At 36.2% G+C, this 16,046-nt stretch carries 17 protein-coding genes; 2 read left to right on the forward strand and 15 right to left on the reverse strand.

What is annotated here, in order from left to right:
- Positions 1 to 7: 7 nt before the first annotated feature.
- The 15 genes from HYG86_RS07270 to HYG86_RS07340 all read right to left on the reverse strand — a co-directional run bounded on the left by HYG86_RS07270 (position 8) and on the right by HYG86_RS07340 (position 14,802).
- On the reverse strand, positions 8 to 973 hold the full coding sequence (locus HYG86_RS07270) for a type II secretion system F family protein (protein ID WP_246451915.1): 966 nt from the start codon (positions 971 to 973) through the stop codon (positions 8 to 10).
- 23 nt (positions 974 to 996) lie between these two features.
- Positions 997 to 2,325, reverse strand: coding sequence for a TadA family conjugal transfer-associated ATPase (locus HYG86_RS07275; RefSeq protein ID WP_213168425.1), 1,329 nt, complete (start codon positions 2,323 to 2,325; stop codon positions 997 to 999).
- 27 nt (positions 2,326 to 2,352) lie between these two features.
- On the reverse strand, positions 2,353 to 3,504 hold the full coding sequence (locus HYG86_RS07280) for a CpaE/TadZ family protein (protein ID WP_213168427.1): 1,152 nt from the start codon (positions 3,502 to 3,504) through the stop codon (positions 2,353 to 2,355).
- Positions 3,505 to 3,551: 47 nt separating this feature from the next.
- The gene (gene cpaB, locus HYG86_RS07285; RefSeq protein ID WP_213168429.1) at positions 3,552 to 4,499 is read right to left on the reverse strand and encodes a Flp pilus assembly protein CpaB; all 948 of its coding nucleotides are present in this window, start codon (positions 4,497 to 4,499) and stop codon (positions 3,552 to 3,554) included.
- Between the two features lie 27 nt (positions 4,500 to 4,526).
- Entirely contained in the window at positions 4,527 to 5,267 is a 741-nt protein-coding gene (cpaB, locus tag HYG86_RS07290) for a Flp pilus assembly protein CpaB (protein WP_213168431.1), read from the reverse strand.
- Positions 5,268 to 5,278: 11 nt separating this feature from the next.
- A complete protein-coding gene (locus HYG86_RS07295; protein WP_213168433.1) occupies positions 5,279 to 6,172 on the reverse strand; it encodes a pilus assembly protein TadG-related protein in 894 nt (297 codons plus the stop codon).
- A 12-nt stretch (positions 6,173 to 6,184) separates the two neighbouring features.
- The gene (locus HYG86_RS07300; protein WP_246451917.1) at positions 6,185 to 6,574 is read right to left on the reverse strand and encodes a TadE/TadG family type IV pilus assembly protein; all 390 of its coding nucleotides are present in this window, start codon (positions 6,572 to 6,574) and stop codon (positions 6,185 to 6,187) included.
- A 105-nt stretch (positions 6,575 to 6,679) separates the two neighbouring features.
- Positions 6,680 to 6,859, reverse strand: coding sequence for a Flp family type IVb pilin (locus HYG86_RS07305; protein ID WP_213168435.1), 180 nt, complete (start codon positions 6,857 to 6,859; stop codon positions 6,680 to 6,682).
- A 29-nt stretch (positions 6,860 to 6,888) separates the two neighbouring features.
- The gene (locus HYG86_RS07310; RefSeq protein ID WP_246451918.1) at positions 6,889 to 7,077 is read right to left on the reverse strand and encodes a Flp family type IVb pilin; all 189 of its coding nucleotides are present in this window, start codon (positions 7,075 to 7,077) and stop codon (positions 6,889 to 6,891) included.
- Between the two features lie 131 nt (positions 7,078 to 7,208).
- Positions 7,209 to 7,871: a response regulator gene (locus HYG86_RS07315; protein ID WP_213168437.1), complete on the reverse strand. Its 663-nt coding sequence runs from the start codon at positions 7,869 to 7,871 to the stop codon at positions 7,209 to 7,211.
- Positions 7,852 to 9,033, reverse strand: a complete 1,182-nt coding sequence (locus tag HYG86_RS07320) for a sensor histidine kinase (RefSeq protein WP_213168439.1) — start codon at positions 9,031 to 9,033, stop codon at positions 7,852 to 7,854. Before HYG86_RS07320 ends, HYG86_RS07315 begins: the two co-directional genes overlap by 20 nt.
- A gap of 32 nt (positions 9,034 to 9,065) precedes the next feature.
- On the reverse strand, positions 9,066 to 9,656 hold the full coding sequence (locus tag HYG86_RS07325) for a prepilin peptidase (protein WP_213168441.1): 591 nt from the start codon (positions 9,654 to 9,656) through the stop codon (positions 9,066 to 9,068).
- 287 nt (positions 9,657 to 9,943) lie between these two features.
- Positions 9,944 to 11,071: a glycerate kinase gene (locus tag HYG86_RS07330; RefSeq protein WP_213168442.1), complete on the reverse strand. Its 1,128-nt coding sequence runs from the start codon at positions 11,069 to 11,071 to the stop codon at positions 9,944 to 9,946.
- A 208-nt stretch (positions 11,072 to 11,279) separates the two neighbouring features.
- Positions 11,280 to 13,067 (reverse strand): ABC transporter ATP-binding protein, encoded by a 1,788-nt coding sequence (locus tag HYG86_RS07335; RefSeq protein ID WP_213168443.1) that lies wholly within the window; start codon positions 13,065 to 13,067, stop codon positions 11,280 to 11,282.
- Between the two features lies 1 nt (position 13,068).
- The gene (locus HYG86_RS07340; protein ID WP_213168446.1) at positions 13,069 to 14,802 is read right to left on the reverse strand and encodes an ABC transporter ATP-binding protein; all 1,734 of its coding nucleotides are present in this window, start codon (positions 14,800 to 14,802) and stop codon (positions 13,069 to 13,071) included.
- A gap of 474 nt (positions 14,803 to 15,276) precedes the next feature.
- Between HYG86_RS07340 and HYG86_RS07345 the strand changes: the two genes are divergently transcribed.
- Both HYG86_RS07345 and HYG86_RS07350 read left to right on the forward strand, forming a co-directional pair.
- The gene (locus HYG86_RS07345) at positions 15,277 to 15,486 is read left to right on the forward strand and encodes a hypothetical protein (protein ID WP_213168447.1); all 210 of its coding nucleotides are present in this window, start codon (positions 15,277 to 15,279) and stop codon (positions 15,484 to 15,486) included.
- A 59-nt stretch (positions 15,487 to 15,545) separates the two neighbouring features.
- Positions 15,546 to 16,004: a QueT transporter family protein gene (locus HYG86_RS07350; RefSeq protein WP_213168449.1), complete on the forward strand. Its 459-nt coding sequence runs from the start codon at positions 15,546 to 15,548 to the stop codon at positions 16,002 to 16,004.
- Positions 16,005 to 16,046: the final 42 nt, after the last annotated feature.

Raw genomic sequence — 16,046 nt, forward strand, 5'->3', positions numbered from 1 at the left:
CCCTCCTTTACATCTTAATATCTACTATCTTTCTAATCATCCAAAAGCCCAGCATTTCACTGATTACCGAAGCAACTACCATAAATAATCCTATACTTGTTGTAAAAAGCATTGTTACATATTCTCTGTTTAACAAGAAAATTACTAGTCCTAAAAATATAGGTAGAGCTGCTACAATTCCCCCTGACAATTTACCTTGAGCGGTTAATGTTCTAAGCTCATTTTTAATTTTCTGCCTGTCTCTTATGGTTTCTGAGATGTTATCCAAAATCTCAGACAAATTACCTCCCACATCTTTTTGTATTACAATGGCATTTATAATAAGCTTTAAGTCTTCGGACTCCATTCTATTTGTCAAGTTTTTAAATGACTCTTCCTCTGAAAGTCCAAGACTCATTTCTTTAAGCAACTTTTTAAACTCCTTAGAAAACGGATCCGGCATCTCCTCTGTTACCACTGCCACTGCTTGTAAAAAAGAGTAACCTGCCTTAAGGGAATTAGAAATGATAGTAAGTCCATCATTCAGTTGATTGTCGAATTCCTTTACTCTTTCCTTCTTTTTAGAGGCTATTATATAATTTGGCACACTCCATGTGGCTATAAATACAACAATTGCAAATATAAAGGTTTGGGACAAAATAAAACTCAGTGCCCCTAAGACTACTGAAGATATTACCCTAATAACAACCATTTCAGATACAGTAATGGGTAAGTCTGCCCTCATCAGCTCTAGTTCAAGCTTTTTATTTTTCTTGTTATCAATGGTACTGGGAACTAGACCTGATAAAAATTTCAGACTCTGTTTTTTTTTCTTTTTAGATTTCTCTATAGTTTCTTGGATGTTATAATCCTCATCGAAATATTTAAGCTTATCAATGGCTTTTTTCTTACCGAAAACAGTAATAATGATTGCACTAAACAATGCCCAAATAAACAGAAAAATAAGAAGTGGTATTACGTAAATTATTTCCATTTTCATCACCCACTTTTTGTTTTTTAGCTAAAAATTTCTGATAATACTGTAATCCCTTGCTCTTTTAGTTTTGGAACAAACTTCGGCATAATACCTGTTGAGACGAACTCCCCTTTAACTTTCCCTTTATTGTCTATACCATTTTGCTCAAATCTGAATATGTCTTGTAGTATAATAACGTCGCCTTCCATACCCTGAACCTCAGTTATATGTGTTATCCTCCTGCTCCCATCTTGTAATCTTGACTGCTGAACAATTAAGTCTAGTGCCGATGCTACTTGGTCCCTGATGGCCTTTATGGGAAGGTTCATGCCAGACATCAGCACCATTGTTTCAAGCCTTGAGAGCATATCCCTCGGTGTGTTGGCATGGCCTGTTGTAAGTGATCCATCATGGCCTGTGTTCATGGCCTGTAACATGTCTAACGCTTCCCCAGAACGAACCTCTCCTACGATTATTCTATCTGGGCGCATCCTTAGACTGTTTTTAACTAAATCCCTAATGGAAACTTCACCTCTCCCCTCTAGATTGGGTGGCCTTGTTTCTAGTCTTACAACATGTTCTTGGGATAGCTGAAGCTCTGCAGCATCTTCAATGGTTACTATTCGCTCATCATTGGGTATAAACGAAGATAATACATTTAGTGTAGTTGTTTTACCACTGCCTGTACCACCGGAAACGACTATATTTAGCCTACCCTCCACACATGCCCTTAAGAGTTCTGCCATTTTTAAATTCATGGTTCCGAAATTCACTAGGTCATCGACCCTAAATGGGTCCTCAGCAAACTTCCTGATGGTAATGGACGGCCCATCTATGGCTAAGGGAGCTATTATTGCATTAACCCTCGATCCATTGGGGAGCCTTGCATCCACCATGGGGGAACTCTCATCTATCCTTCTCCCTATGGGAGCTACTATTTTTTTAATAACATGTAGTACATGATTATTGTTCTTAAATTTCGCGTCTGACAGTGTAAGTTTACCTTCCCGTTCAACATAAATCTGTTCTGGGCCATTTACCATAATTTCCGATACTTTCTCGTCTGCTAAAAGGCTAGTAATTGGTCCGAATCCAACGATTTCATCTAGCAATTCTTCCTTTATTTTCTTTTTTTGATTATTGGTCATATTTAGTGATTCTTGTTCTATATGCTTAGCAAGGATGAAATTCATCTGTTGCTTAAACTCATCATTTTGCTCAGTAATTTCATTAAAGTCAAAATCAAGTTCATCAATAACTCTGTTTTGAATGCGCATTTTTAGGTCAGAGTATGGGTCAGGCCCTTTTTCACTAGGTTTAAGTATTTTTTTATCTACATTTATTTCTTCTAATCTTTTTATTAAAGACATAACTCCACCTCTTTTTCACCATTGTTGTTAATAATTAAGCTGTTTGCACATGGTATCTAAGCTTTTCCAAACTTTTAATTTCTGATGTTTTGGGTTATCTGAATAAGGTTCCCCTTTATTTATAGAAGGAGTTACAATATTTTCTTCATGGGGTATCATTGCAAAAATTTCGTGTTTGAAAGCTTCCTGAACATCTTTTTTATCAATACCATAGCTTGTTGTGAATTTGTTTATAATAAGCTTAACCTTATCTTTGTCGTATCCAAGGGATTCCATTACCTGCAAACCAAGCTTTGTGTTTTTAAGGGAAACGATTTCCATTGTTGATACAAAGAGAATTCTTTCAGAGTTATCTAATATATGAAGGGTTGTTTCGCTAAAATTTATACCTGTATCAATAATTATATAATCATAACTTTCCTGAAATACTTTTAAAATTTTCTCGATGCTCCCTAAACCAATAAATTCAACAGCTTCAGGTTTGCTAGGGGCAAATAAAATATCAAGGTTTTTGTTGTGTCCATAAAGGTAAGGCTTTATGTTCTCAAAAGATTCTACTTGACCATCATCTATAACGTCGAGAATTGTTTTGGCATTATATTTATTTACCATCATTGATATATCTCCGAATTGCAAATCCATATCCATAAGTAAAACCTTTTTCTCATCATACTTGCTAAGTGTAATAGCACTATTTAATGCTAACACAGATTTACCAACTCCACCTTTGGAGCTAAAATAAGTTATTATCTTAGCATTTTTTGCCTCATCAAGGGTTGTGACTAGGTTTACACTTCTTGCCTTATTTTTCTCAAATGTCACTTTAATTGTCTCTAGCAAAGCATTATAATTAAAGGGTTTAACTATATACTCCTTTGCTCCGCAAAGCATTGCTTTTCTAAGGTACTCATTTTCCCCTTGAACTGACATTATGATAACTGTAACTGTGGGGAATTCGGTGGTTATCTTTTCAGTGGCCTCTAAGCCATTAAGTTTTGGCATGTTAATATCCATTAAGACCACATCTGGCTTTAGTCTAGGTATGAGCTTAAGTACTTCTTCACCATTATAGGCTTCACCGACAATCTCAAAGTTTTCTTGCTCTATATTCAATACTTTTCTTATTAAGTCAACGGTTTCTTTCATATCATCTGCAATTAACACTTTTATTCGTTGCATAGCCTCACTCCCCCAGTTGGATAGATACTAAAGTTGGGTCATTTCAATTAAAGGTTAACACTTGGTCTGTGACCTTCAGTCAATTCTTCAATGCCAGTAATATTTGACTTAGTTTTGTTGATATCATTTTTATGTCTTATAACTAGTTTGAGCCTACCTATGTTTTCAGCTAGTACAATTTTTTCAACTTCATTGGAAGGTACAGATAAAGTAACAAAGATGTTGGTAAACTCTTTATCTATTCCTAGTACTTTAACATTTTGCAATATTGTTTTTGTAACTCCATATACCGATGTGCTTCCTTCAATATCACTAGGCAGATACATAATCACATCTACAAATTCCCCTGAACTTACTAGATTCGATACTCCTGATCCCCCATAAATACTTATAGAAACTGCTCGAAAGCCTCTACCGATATAGTTACTTATCCCTTTATTGTAAGGGTTTGGGGAAGAATCAGTTTCCTCTATTTCACCTGGGTTCACTAAGTCATAAGATTTATCATAGTTTTCCACTGTTTCTTCCTCTTCATGGCCATTACCATTACATAGATGGATGTCCAATTGTATGTTTTCAGCTTCAGTAAGTTGCCTCAACTCCACTTCCCTTATCTCTTTATTTTTCTCATATGTAGTCTTTATTGTTTCCAGCAAGGTATTGTAGTTAAAAGGTTTAACAATATACTCTTTTGCGCCACAAAGCATAGCCTTTCTGAGATACTCATTCTCCCCTTGCACTGACATAATTACAACAGAAATACCTGGGAAATCATTGGTTATTTTCTCCGTTGCTTCTAAGCCATTTAGAAGGGGCATGTTTATGTCCATAAGTATGATGTCAGGTTTTGAAGTTGGAATTAAATCCAACACTTCCTCACCATTTGCTGCCTCCCCAACAATCTCGAAACTGTCTTGTTCAATATTTAAAACCTTTCTAACTAAATCTACTGTTTCCTTAGTATCATCAGCAATTAACACCTTAATTTTGTCCATAGCTAGACACTCTCCCCCAACGATCTTCTATTCGTCATCCTCTACAATGCTATTCCCTGATTGTGAAGTTAAATCCCTCCAGTTTGTAACTTTAGATGGGCTATTACTATTCTCGTCCACAGGACGTAAAGATAATTTCAAGTTCCCTATATTTTCAGCTAGTACCAGTTTTTCCACGTCCTTATTAGGCACTGACAAGGTAACAAGAAAATTCCCTGGAATATTGTCCACATTTTTACTCTCATCCCTGTTAACTATTTGGTCAACGGCTAAAACTGTGAGGTTTTGCAATAGTATTTTGGACACATCTTGGTTTGCAATACTCTGATTTAAAAATACAATAACATCCACGTTGTCTAAAGGCTTTAATAGATACGAAACCCCTGAACTTCCTGTTAGGTTAATAGAGACCGCCCTATGTCCTGGGGGAATCCTAAAGCTCATGTCTCCCTGATGTTTATCAATAAGTTTAGAACTTAGGAAACCCTCGTTAACAAAGATGGTTTCTTTTGTATATTTCCCAACTATGGCTTCAGAGTCTGATATGTATTGATTTAGTATAGACTCATCAGGAACATGTATTTCTTTTAACATGGCCCTATCAACTCGGGTCCTTGGAGGTATTGTTTCAGTGGCCACATATACCTTCCTCATGTTTTCACTGTTAGAGGGTGCACTAAACGATTGTAAATACATATATATTGCCCCTGCAGCTAGTATTGCTAAAATAAACGAAATCAGTATTAGTTTTCTTACGGTACCTTTCATGGTAACACCCCTTATTTTGAGAGTTTTACAGCATAAGTGCCTGTATCAGGCGCATCCATATCTATAATTCCATTTGTTACATATCTTATAAAACGTCCTGTAATTTCTACTTTTCCACCTTTATTATGTACATCCTCCACATAGAATTGTCCAAATCCCACAACCTGTATTTCACCTCTACCATTAACTTCCATGGTGTTAACCAGTGGTATAGTCCATAACCTTATGGTATCTCTTTCAAAATCATCAAAACTACTTACCTCAGAATTTATATAATTTTTTATATCGTTTGTTGCACCTGCCATATTTCCTGTTTCAGTTGGTATCCAGTCACCTACTGATAAGGTTTTTGTAAAGCCAAAAAGGGCATTTTCCTTAAAGTTATTAGCCCCTGTGCCACCTAGTGCGATGGCTTTATAATTACCCTTATAGCCAGAGCCCGCATCAGCTTTCAGTATTATTTGGTCTCCATATACATAATCGAATATTTCTACTGCAAATGGTCTAACTCCCCCACGTACTGCCCCTACAGGTCCTATTATAGCCTTTGTATTTGCGGTAACATCGCTATCATCTATACCAATTATCGGTGCAAAGAAATGCTCCACATTCCTTAAACCTTTAATCTCTATACTATTTGATGAAGTGATTATTTGTACTTCCTCTGGATCAACATTGTTTTTCTTTAGATACTCCAGTGCCACCATTTTTACTTTTTCCTCACCGTTATGAATCTCAAGGGATGCAGCAAGGGCTGCAGAATCTAAAGCATTTGACAGCTTTGTGCGTTCTGAGTATGCAGATCCCACATCAACTACCAGTGCAGTGAACCCAAGTAAACCAGTAATAACGAAGCATAATAAAACAGCTGCACTACCTTTATTGTCTAATCTGAACTTAAACATAATAAACCACCCCTATTCAATTCTCATTGAGGTCTGTGCATTAAGTTGGATTGCATTTCCGAACATTTTATTTATAATTGGTACAGTAAGAGGATAATTATAAACTATTTGTACTGTTAGAGGGTCCCCGGACTTTCTTGTTTCTTGACTTGGTGTAACATGTATAGTTAAGTTGCTCTCCTTTAGATTAGGAGAAGTACTCAAAATTCTATCTTTTATTTCTACATTGGTGCCTCCAACAATCCCCAGTCTTGCACCTTCCCTAGTGGCATTTTGAACTGCTAGAAATGAACTAAACATCATACCGAACTGGGCTATCCCCATAACTATTAGCAAAATCAATGGTAGTATTATTGCAAACTCCACCAACGATTGCCCTTTTTGGTTTTTTAGTAGTTTCAAATTGATCCTCTCCCTACCATATCATCCATGTTTTTCCTTATTATCCAAAAATGCTCTAATCCATGGTCCTCGATTAGAGCATTTTTGATTTAATATGGTTAACTCTTAAAAATTAAATGCTTCTACAGCTTCTTGAATCTTAAGGGCTAAAGTTGGCCCTAGCGCTGACAGAATCCCGAATACCACCAGTGCAACTAACCCTATCATGAGTGAGTATTCTACCATGCCTTGTCCAGCTTTTTCCTTCAGTTTAGGCAGAAGCTTTTTACGTAGGATGTTATACATAGCATCCTCTCCTTTTAGAACTTTGAAGTTTACTCTACTGTTCCACCTAGGCGGGCTACTATATCGCTAAATACATCTCCGATTGTTCCACCTAAAGTAAATAGTATTCCCATGGCTACTATTGAAACTAGTCCGATAATAAGTGCATACTCAACCATACCTTGTCCTTTTTCTTCCCTTACCTTTGATAAAAAGTAGTTTACGATAGTCATCATCATTTTAAAATCCCCCTTAGTTGTTTTTTGTAATTTCATTATATTGCCTTTTGCTGTATTTGGGCAGATAGCAATGGTCATATATGCCAAGGTATATGGTCATAAAAAAGGCAAGGACCTAAGTCCTTGCCTATCTATTGGTTTCTTTTGTATTCTTCTATATTGTTCTCTAGGGCGAATATGGTTGCCTGAACCCGATCATCAACATTTATTTTTCTAAAAAGGCTGGTGGCATAGTTCTTAACGGTTTTTTCTGTAAGAAACAACTTACTTCCTATTTCCTTGTTACTTAGTCCCTTTGATATATTGCACAGAACTTCCATTTCTCTTTTTGTAAGATTTTCAAAGGTCCCATTACTTTTTTTACCATTCCCCTGTATGTTAGAAAAAAGCAAGGAGACCAAAGTTTTATCTATATATTTTTCCCCTTCGGAAACAGCCCTAATTGCATTTATTATCTCTGTACCTGCAGTATCCTTTAAAACATATCCATCAGCCCCAATATCAATGGCTGTATGAATTGTCTTCCTATCATTTTCAATGGTCAGCATAATTACTTTTATATCTGTTTTATCCTTAACATTTCGTAGTACCTCAATACCACTTATCATTGGCATGTTTATATCTAGTAAAATAACATCGGGAGATGTTGCTTTCACTAACGCTAAAGCTTTCTCACCGTTTTCAGCTTCTCCACATATATTAAGACCTTCCTGAAAGCTTATTATTGTCTTTAACCCTTGTCTAATTATGTCGTGATCATCGGCAATTAGAACATTAATCACCTCTTTTTTCATCCCTTATCACCTCTCTATTTATAGGAAGTTTAACAGAGTAGCTTGTTCCGCTACCATTTGAGGATTTTATCTTTATCTCTCCTTGTAATTGGTTGACCCTATCTAATATCCCAATGAGTCCATAGGAAGTACCCTTGGTTTTTACTTTTTTAAATGTACCTTCAACATCAAACCCTACACCATCATCTGTAACAACTAGCATGAGATACTTTGTACCAAAATCTAGTTTAACTTCAACATTTTTGGCCATGGCGTGTTTCCTAATGTTGTTAAAAATTTCTTGAACAATGCGATAAACTGCCACTTGAATTATTGGTTCTATGTCTACTTGAATTGGCTTTAGCCTTAAATCCACTTTTATTTTTGTCTCATGGGTAATAGACTTTATTGTTTCTTGGATTGTTTCGTTTAGGCCAAGATCATCTAGGGTCATAGGTCGCAAGTCAAAAATAATGTTTCGAACTTCCTTTAGTGCTACCTTTACACTCTCTTTTAAATCTTCCAACTCACCGAGGCCCTTATCCAGGTCCTTTTGTATTACCATCTTACATATATCTACTTTCATTATGGTATTGGCCATATGCTGGGCTGGACCATCATGTACATCCCGTGCGATTCGCTTTCTCTCATTTTCTTGAGCTTCTAGAATCTTTATCCCTAAAAACATTTCGGAGTTTTTGTCCGCGTCTTCTAGCACTGAAAGTATATCCCCCTCAAGGTATCTTAGGGCAATACTTATTTGGTTAACAACTTGCTCCGCGTTTTTAATATTTTCCATAGCTTTCCTTAATGCCAGCTCAACACTTGATCTCCTCTTTAGAAGTTCTTTTTCTTCATTTCTTTTGGTTATGAACCTTATTCTTGTATTTTCAGCTTCTTCATAGGCTGCTTTTATATCCTTCTCAGTGTAAATAGTAAAGTTCTTTGAAACCTCCGCGAGCCTCTGTCGCATCTGCTTATCGTATTTTTCAAGGTGATCCACTTCATTGATAGTATCAAATATTTGCCCTTTTATAACGTTTAACTCATTTTTTAGGCTTTCCTGCTCTGACCTGATATTATCAACTATATTAACTATACTATTTCTACTAGAACCTATTTCCTCTGTTATTTTTCTAATTATATCGTTGATGGCACGAAGGTCTAAGTCAGTATTTTTCATTTTATCACCTTCACTTAGCTTAGTTTCTATATTTATACAGCAAGATAAGCAATTAAGCTCCCAATGGCTAAAAAAGGACCAAAGGGTATATGATCTTTTCTTGATTTTAATCTTAATAGAAGTAGTATTGTACTTATAATAGCTGCCACCATAAAAGCAAAAATTATAGCATATACAGTTTTAGTTACCCCTAGAAATATTCCCACTGCAAACATCATTTTAACATCTCCGCCACCCAATGCATTTGGCACCATGGCCAATAATAATAGCAATGTTCCTCCTGTAAACATCCCTAAAATTGCATTTAAAGGGGAAACATCACCGATAAATACTAGTACTAGCCCCCAAAGAATAGTAGCCAAGACTAACTTATCGGGAATAATACGATGTTTTATATCTACGAAGGAAATTATTATTAATAAAGACATAAACAAAGTTGTTTTTAGGAACATTAGACTGCTTCCATATTTTAAATAAGAAATAACAAATAAAAGTGCTGTAACAATGATAATTGATAACTTGAATCCTTTTTTACCAACAGAAATACTATCTGATATTGTGCTGGTTATCTTGCTTAGGAAATATCCAGCTACAATACCTAATATTAAAACTAATAGATACATTCCTCTCCTCCCTTCTAAGTATTTGCAATATCTTTGTAATTTAAGAGATATTATAATTGATTTAACGTGATAATACACTAGTACATTGGGCTAGTGATGAAGAGAATAAATAGCTACTATATATAGTTATTTATTCGAAATAGTTTTTAATAGTTTGGGGGTGGCAGGACTAATTACCTACAAAAAATGCAGGGTCTCTATATAAAAAATACCTAGTTCAAGTTTTGATTCATCTTCCTACATAGTAAAAAACCAAGTCACCTTCCTTGAGATGACTTGGCTTTTTACTATGTATTAAATAACCCCACAACATTTTTAGCTGTTTGTTGTACTAGTTCATATGCGTTATTCATTGCTTGGTCTAAGGTCATAGGTTTATTCACAACACTAAATATTGCGTTTAAGCCAAGTTGATAAAGGCTTGCAACGTTTCCTGAAATAGAACCAACTATAGCAACAACAGGGATATTTTGCTCCTTAGCTCGTTTTGCCACACCCATTGGCACTTTACCATGGGCAGTTTGATCGTCTATTTGCCCCTCCCCCGTAATTACTAAGTCAATTCCTTCTAGCTTTTCGGAGAATTTTAAACTATCGAGAATTAAATCCACACCAGATACTAGTTCAGCATTCAAAAAACCTACAAAAGCTGTCCCTAAACCCCCTGCAGCTCCTCCACCTTTTATATCTAAGACCTTTACTCCTAAATCCCTATGTATTACATTGGCATAATGTTTAAGGGTAGAATCCAATTCTTTAACCATCTGTGGTGTTGCTCCTTTTTGAGGTCCAAAAATATATGATGCCCCTTTAGGTCCGCATAGAGTGTTGTCAACATCGCAAGCTATTTTGAAAGTGCACTCATCTAGCCTTTTATCCCTATTAGATGGGTCAATGCTATCTATTTTACCTAAGGCAAGTCCACCTGTGTCTATCTCATTTCTAGCCTTATCAAGAAAACTAAAACCAAGGGCCTGAAGCATACCTACTCCTCCATCATTTGTGGCACTTCCACCAATTCCCACTATAAAATTTCTACAGCCTTTATCTAGGGCATGAATTATTAGCTCACCCACACCAAAGGTTGTTGTGTAGTATGGATTTCTTTGTTCCCTATTTATTAAGTAAAGACCAGCCGCCTTAGCCATCTCTATTACAGCAGTTTTGCCATCACCTGAAATTGAGTAATGGCCTGAGATCCTTTCACCTACTGGATTAGTGCATATGGCTTCAACTAATCTCCCTCCTGTAGCATAACTCATGGCTTCTAAGGTACCCTCTCCCCCATCAGCTATAGGTAGCATCACAACCTCACAATTAGGTATCACTTCTTTTATTCCCTCTGAAACAGCCTTACACACATCTATGGATGACAAACTCCCCTTAAAAGAATCAGATGCCACAAGTATTCTCATGTAGATACCCCCTTTTTTTCTTATTATTATGATAGTTGAAAATGAGGTTAAAAGCAATGTTTTTCCAAGAGCACCCTCTTTAAACCCGAGGGGGAGCCCCTTCATCCCCATCTTTATGAAAATACATAAAACCCCAGCTCCCAAAACGTATATTCAATACGTGAGGAGGCTGGGGTTTTGAATTAACTAAGACTTTTTAACAGTGTTATTATGCTCCTTCGTTAAGGAACCTATACTGAGCCATATAAAGCTTATGATACATACCCTTTTTAGCTAGAAGCTGTTGGTGATTTCCAACCTCTTTTATCTCTCCTTCGTCAATTACCATTATTCTATCTGCGTTTCTAATTGTTGATAGTCTATGGGCAATAACAAAGGATGTTCTCCCAGCAAAGAGTACATTTAGACCCTCTTGAACTTTCTTTTCTGTTTGTGTGTCTATACTGGAAGTAGCTTCGTCTAATATTAGTATTCTTGGATCTGCCAGCAGGGCCCTAGCTAACGCAATTAGCTGCCTTTGACCAACAGAAAGCCTAGAACCACGCTCATTTACGTCAGTGTCATAGCCCTTCTCTAACTTAATTATAAAGTCATGGGCTTTAACAGCTTGAGCTGCTTTCACCACTTCTTCATCTGTTGCATCTAACTTACCGTAGCGAATATTTTCTTTAATGGTTCCAGAAAACATAAATGTATCTTGGGTCATGATACCCATCTGGCTACGAAGGGATTCAACAGAAACATCTTTTAGGTCATACCCATCTATGAGAACTTGACCTCTTGTTGTATCATAAAATCTGCTTATCAGATTTACAATGGTAGTTTTACCTGCCCCAGTATGACCGACCAGAGCAATAGTCTCACCAGCCTTAATATGAAAGTTAACATTCTTAAGCACCTCTTCCCCATCCTCATAGGCAAAGGTAACATGGTTAAACTTCACTTCACCTACTATCTCAGGTAGCTCATCTGCATTTTGAGCATCCACGATATCAGGGGCAATATCCATTATCTCAAAGATTCTTTCCGCCCCCGAGAGGTTTGTAATTAACAAATTATAAAAATTACTTAGGTTCATTATTGGACGCCAAAACATGGCAATATATCCTGTGAAAGCAACTAGATCTCCCACTTCTATTTCTCCAGCTGTAAGAAGTCTAGTCCCATACCAAAAAACAATTATTGATCCTATCCCCCATGATAGTTCCACAACTGCCCAGAAAGCATCTGCCACTTTTACTGCAGAGATAAATGATCCTGTAAGTGTTTTCGATAGGTCAGCAAATGTCCTCTCAGTCTTCTTTTCCCTTGTAAAACTTTGTACCACTCTGATACCTGAATAATCTTCATGAATATATGCACTCAAGTTTGACCTTTTCTTGCGGTAATCTTGCCATCTTTGCCTACAGGTAATTTGAATTAGAAACAGTGTTAGCGATAAAAATGGCAGCATAATCAATGCCATTAAAGCCAATTTCCAATTCAAAAAAAGCATAATACCTGCAACTGCTACCAGCGTAATAGCGTCGGGTATAAGTGTAGTAACACTGTTAGTAAACAGGTCTCCTAGGGAGTTTACATCACCTATAATTCTTGCCAGGATTTTCCCCACAGGCCTTGAATCGAAAAATGAAAAGGAAAGTTTTTGAATGTGAATAAAAAGTTCCTGTCTAATTTTCAAAAGGATTTTACTAGAAACCCTAGACATGATAACAATCCGATATCTGGCACAGTACATGGCAGCAAAATTTATCACTGCCATGACCACACCTAAAATTGCCAAGCCTTGTAAATCGCCATTTGCGATATATTCATTTATGGCAAGCCTCATTAGCAAAGGATTAACTAATGATACAGTGACCACTACAGCCATCAAAAACAAGGTATTAATTACCTCTTTTTTATAAGGTGCAATATATTTCACTAGCCTTCCAATTATCTTTATATTGACCGTTTCTTTGAGTTTTTCATCTTCCCTAAACGTATTTTTAGCCATACTATATCACCTCTTCTTGTAGGCTATCTATATCCTTAAACTGTTCGCAATAAATATCGTAGTATCTACCCTTTTTCCATATTAGTGATTTATGGTTTCCTCTTTCAACAATTTCACCATTTTCAACTATTATGATCTCGTCTGCATTTTTAACAGCAGATATACGATGTGCTATGATAAATTTAGTCATTTCTTTTCTCTTTTCCAGAGCCTTTTGGATGTTATACTCAGTTTCCATATCAAGGGCCGATGTTGCATCATCAAAGATCAGCACCTTGCTTTTCTTGAGAATTGCACGGGCAATGGAAATCCGTTGTTTTTGTCCTCCGGAAAGACCCACACCACGTTCTCCGATAATTGTTTGATACCCTTCTTCCATTTCTCCCACAAACTCTTCTACTTGGGCATCCCTAGCTGCATCTTTAAATTCCTCTGGTGTTACATCATCCACAGAGAAAATTATGTTTTCCTCAATGGTGTCTGAGAACAAGAAGGTATCTTGCATTACCACAGAAATCTCGTCCCTAAGTTCCTTCAAATCCATTTTTTTAACATCCACACCGTCTACTAAGATGTTACCTTCAGTACAGTCGTAATATCTCCCAATTAAGTTTATAATTGAGCTTTTCCCCGAACCAGTAGTACCCATAATGGCTACTGTTGAGCCAGGGGCTGCATCTATGTTGATGTTTTTCAGTACATATTCATCCCTATACTTAAATGAAACATTTTCAAAGACAATATGCCCCTTTAATTCCTTTGGCATTACAGGATTTTCCGGGGAAGTAATAGTTGGCTCAGTATCTATAATGGCAAATATTCTTTTGGCAGAGGCATTACACCTAGCAATAAGGTTAGTAAGCCACCCCATCAATCTCATGGGCCAGATAAGCATCATTATATACCCATTGAACTTTACTAACTCACCTAAGGAAATCTGACTACCCACCACAAACATACCACCGATAGAAATAACAACTATTAGCACTAGGTTTGACATAAACTCAATTACCGGGTGGTATTTAGACCATACCTTGGCTTGCTGGATATTAAGCCTGTAGTTTTCTTCATTTTGTTTAAAGAATTTTTCCATCTCATGTTTTTCACGGCCAAATGCTTTTACAAGTCTTACACCTGAAAGATTCTCTTGGGCAGTGGTATTTAGTACAGCACTTTGGTCACTAAGATTCTCATACGCCTCCCCTATTTTCTTTTCCAGTTTTACAGCTAAAAGCAGCATAGGTGGCATGGTAAGTAGACATATAATTGCAAGCTTCCAATCAATAGTGAATAACATAGTAGTTGCGATTATTATATAAAGGATTTGCTCTATGAAAAACAAGATAGCAAAACCCATGGCGTTCCAGATGTTATTAACATCTTCTGTAGTCCTAGACATAATTTCACCTGTATTTACACCATCAAAATAGTCAAAGGGTAATTTTTGAATGTGCCCAAACAGATCTTTCCTTATATCTAAAGTAACCTTAGAACCTGCATAGTCAAATAAAAATTCCCTAATGTATCCAAAAATAGCTCTACCTATTGTAATACCAAAAAACCCTAGCAATAACGTATTTAAAATTTCATGCCTTCCATCTCGTATCACATCATCTATTATTTTTTGTGTAACAATTGGGTTGAACATATCCAATCCTATAGCTATAAACATTGAAACAATTGGTATAATATAAAGTATTTTATATCTCCAAACATATTTAAGTATTCGTTTCATTTTCTTTCCTCCTCCCAGTCAAACAAAAGCCTTCTTTGAGATAACTTCAAACAAACAAAAAAGCCATGGGTTTACATCCCATGGCTCACCTTGAAAAGGGTGCAAAAAAGCCATGGGTTATATAGCCCATGGCTTTTTGAGTCAAGTTAATTTAACCGTTTTAATGGTTAGATTGAAGCTTCCTCAAAAAAGGCAGGGCTATCCTGTAGTAGTCCAAATATTCCTTGGATTAAGCTGGTTGTTTTTCTTAGTCTAATGTTGATCATTTTTCCCTACCTCCTTTTCGTAATTTTTTTACTTTCCTTATTATTCTAATTCAGATTTGCCCATTAGTCAATAATTATTAACTTTTGTTAATAATTTCAAATTAATGCCAGAAGAATTCCTAGGACATACAATGGACTTTTTTGTATCACCAATGGTTATACTAGATTTATACTAGATAATACTACACTTAAAACATGGAGGTCCAAAATGCTACGTTTTCTATTTCCAATAATTCTTATCGCATTATCATCACTAATAGCTTCCCATCTTAAACCACATGTGAAAGAGAACAAACTAAGTTACTATATTTATTATCTTTTTATCTTAGTAATAATAGTTTCCATAATTTATGTCATAGGACACGAACTGGGATTTTTTAATATAATACCCCTTGCAAAAATCCCTCTAAGTCTGTAATATATAGGAGTCAGTTCGCAATCTCCTGACATAAAACAAAACTACGGAGGTAATTTAAAATGAAGAACACCAAATTTTTAGTGCAAGGAGCATTAATTGCTGCAGTTTATGTGGTTATTACTTTGCTTTTCGCGCCCATTAGCTATGGACCTATGCAGGTACGTATTTCCGAAGCTATGACTGTTTTACCTATACTAACACCTGCAGCTATACCTGGATTGTTTGTAGGTGCCCTAATTGCTAACTTATTCAGTGATGCTGGACTTTTAGATGTAGTATTTGGTAGCTTAGCTTCCTTAATAGCAGCGTATCTCACTTACCTGGTGCCTAGGTCAAAACTTTGGCTGGCCCCATTACCCCCAGTTTTAGTAAATGTAATCATAATTCCTATTGTTTTATACTTCGCTTTTGATCTACCATACTGGTTAATGTTAAGTGGAGTGTTTACAGGACAAATGATTGCTTGCTACGGACTAGGATACCCACTTTTACTAGCTTTAACTAAGCTAAAGAAGTAGAGAATTTCGGGTTCATCCTTGACTTATCCACCATGGATAATC

The sequence above is a fragment of the Alkalicella caledoniensis genome (assembly GCF_014467015.1).
GTDB classification, from domain to species: Bacteria; Bacillota; Proteinivoracia; order Proteinivoracales; family Proteinivoracaceae; genus Alkalicella; species Alkalicella caledoniensis.

What these genes read in the sequence shown, in the direction of transcription:
- cpaB (WP_213168429.1), bottom strand. Translation starts at nt 4,499, where the DNA reads ATGGACAAAATTAAGGTGTTAATTGCTGATGATACTAAGGAAACAGTA.
- HYG86_RS07275 (WP_213168425.1), bottom strand. Translation starts at nt 2,325, where the DNA reads ATGTCTTTAATAAAAAGATTAGAAGAAATAAATGTAGATAAAAAAATA.
- HYG86_RS07310 (WP_246451918.1), bottom strand. Translation starts at nt 7,077, where the DNA reads ATGATGATGACTATCGTAAACTACTTTTTATCAAAGGTAAGGGAAGAA.
- HYG86_RS07305 (WP_213168435.1), bottom strand. Translation starts at nt 6,859, where the DNA reads ATGTATAACATCCTACGTAAAAAGCTTCTGCCTAAACTGAAGGAAAAA.
- HYG86_RS07295 (WP_213168433.1), bottom strand. Translation starts at nt 6,172, where the DNA reads ATGTTTAAGTTCAGATTAGACAATAAAGGTAGTGCAGCTGTTTTATTA.
- HYG86_RS07280 (WP_213168427.1), bottom strand. Translation starts at nt 3,504, where the DNA reads ATGCAACGAATAAAAGTGTTAATTGCAGATGATATGAAAGAAACCGTT.
- HYG86_RS07270 (WP_246451915.1), bottom strand. Translation starts at nt 973, where the DNA reads ATGGAAATAATTTACGTAATACCACTTCTTATTTTTCTGTTTATTTGG.
- cpaB (WP_213168431.1), bottom strand. Translation starts at nt 5,267, where the DNA reads ATGAAAGGTACCGTAAGAAAACTAATACTGATTTCGTTTATTTTAGCA.
- HYG86_RS07320 (WP_213168439.1), bottom strand. Translation starts at nt 9,033, where the DNA reads ATGAAAAATACTGACTTAGACCTTCGTGCCATCAACGATATAATTAGA.
- HYG86_RS07350 (WP_213168449.1), top strand. Translation starts at nt 15,546, where the DNA reads ATGAAGAACACCAAATTTTTAGTGCAAGGAGCATTAATTGCTGCAGTT.
- HYG86_RS07340 (WP_213168446.1), bottom strand. Translation starts at nt 14,802, where the DNA reads ATGAAACGAATACTTAAATATGTTTGGAGATATAAAATACTTTATATT.
- HYG86_RS07325 (WP_213168441.1), bottom strand. Translation starts at nt 9,656, where the DNA reads ATGTATCTATTAGTTTTAATATTAGGTATTGTAGCTGGATATTTCCTA.
- HYG86_RS07335 (WP_213168443.1), bottom strand. Translation starts at nt 13,067, where the DNA reads ATGGCTAAAAATACGTTTAGGGAAGATGAAAAACTCAAAGAAACGGTC.
- HYG86_RS07330 (WP_213168442.1), bottom strand. Translation starts at nt 11,071, where the DNA reads ATGAGAATACTTGTGGCATCTGATTCTTTTAAGGGGAGTTTGTCATCC.
- HYG86_RS07345 (WP_213168447.1), top strand. Translation starts at nt 15,277, where the DNA reads ATGCTACGTTTTCTATTTCCAATAATTCTTATCGCATTATCATCACTA.
- HYG86_RS07315 (WP_213168437.1), bottom strand. Translation starts at nt 7,871, where the DNA reads ATGAAAAAAGAGGTGATTAATGTTCTAATTGCCGATGATCACGACATA.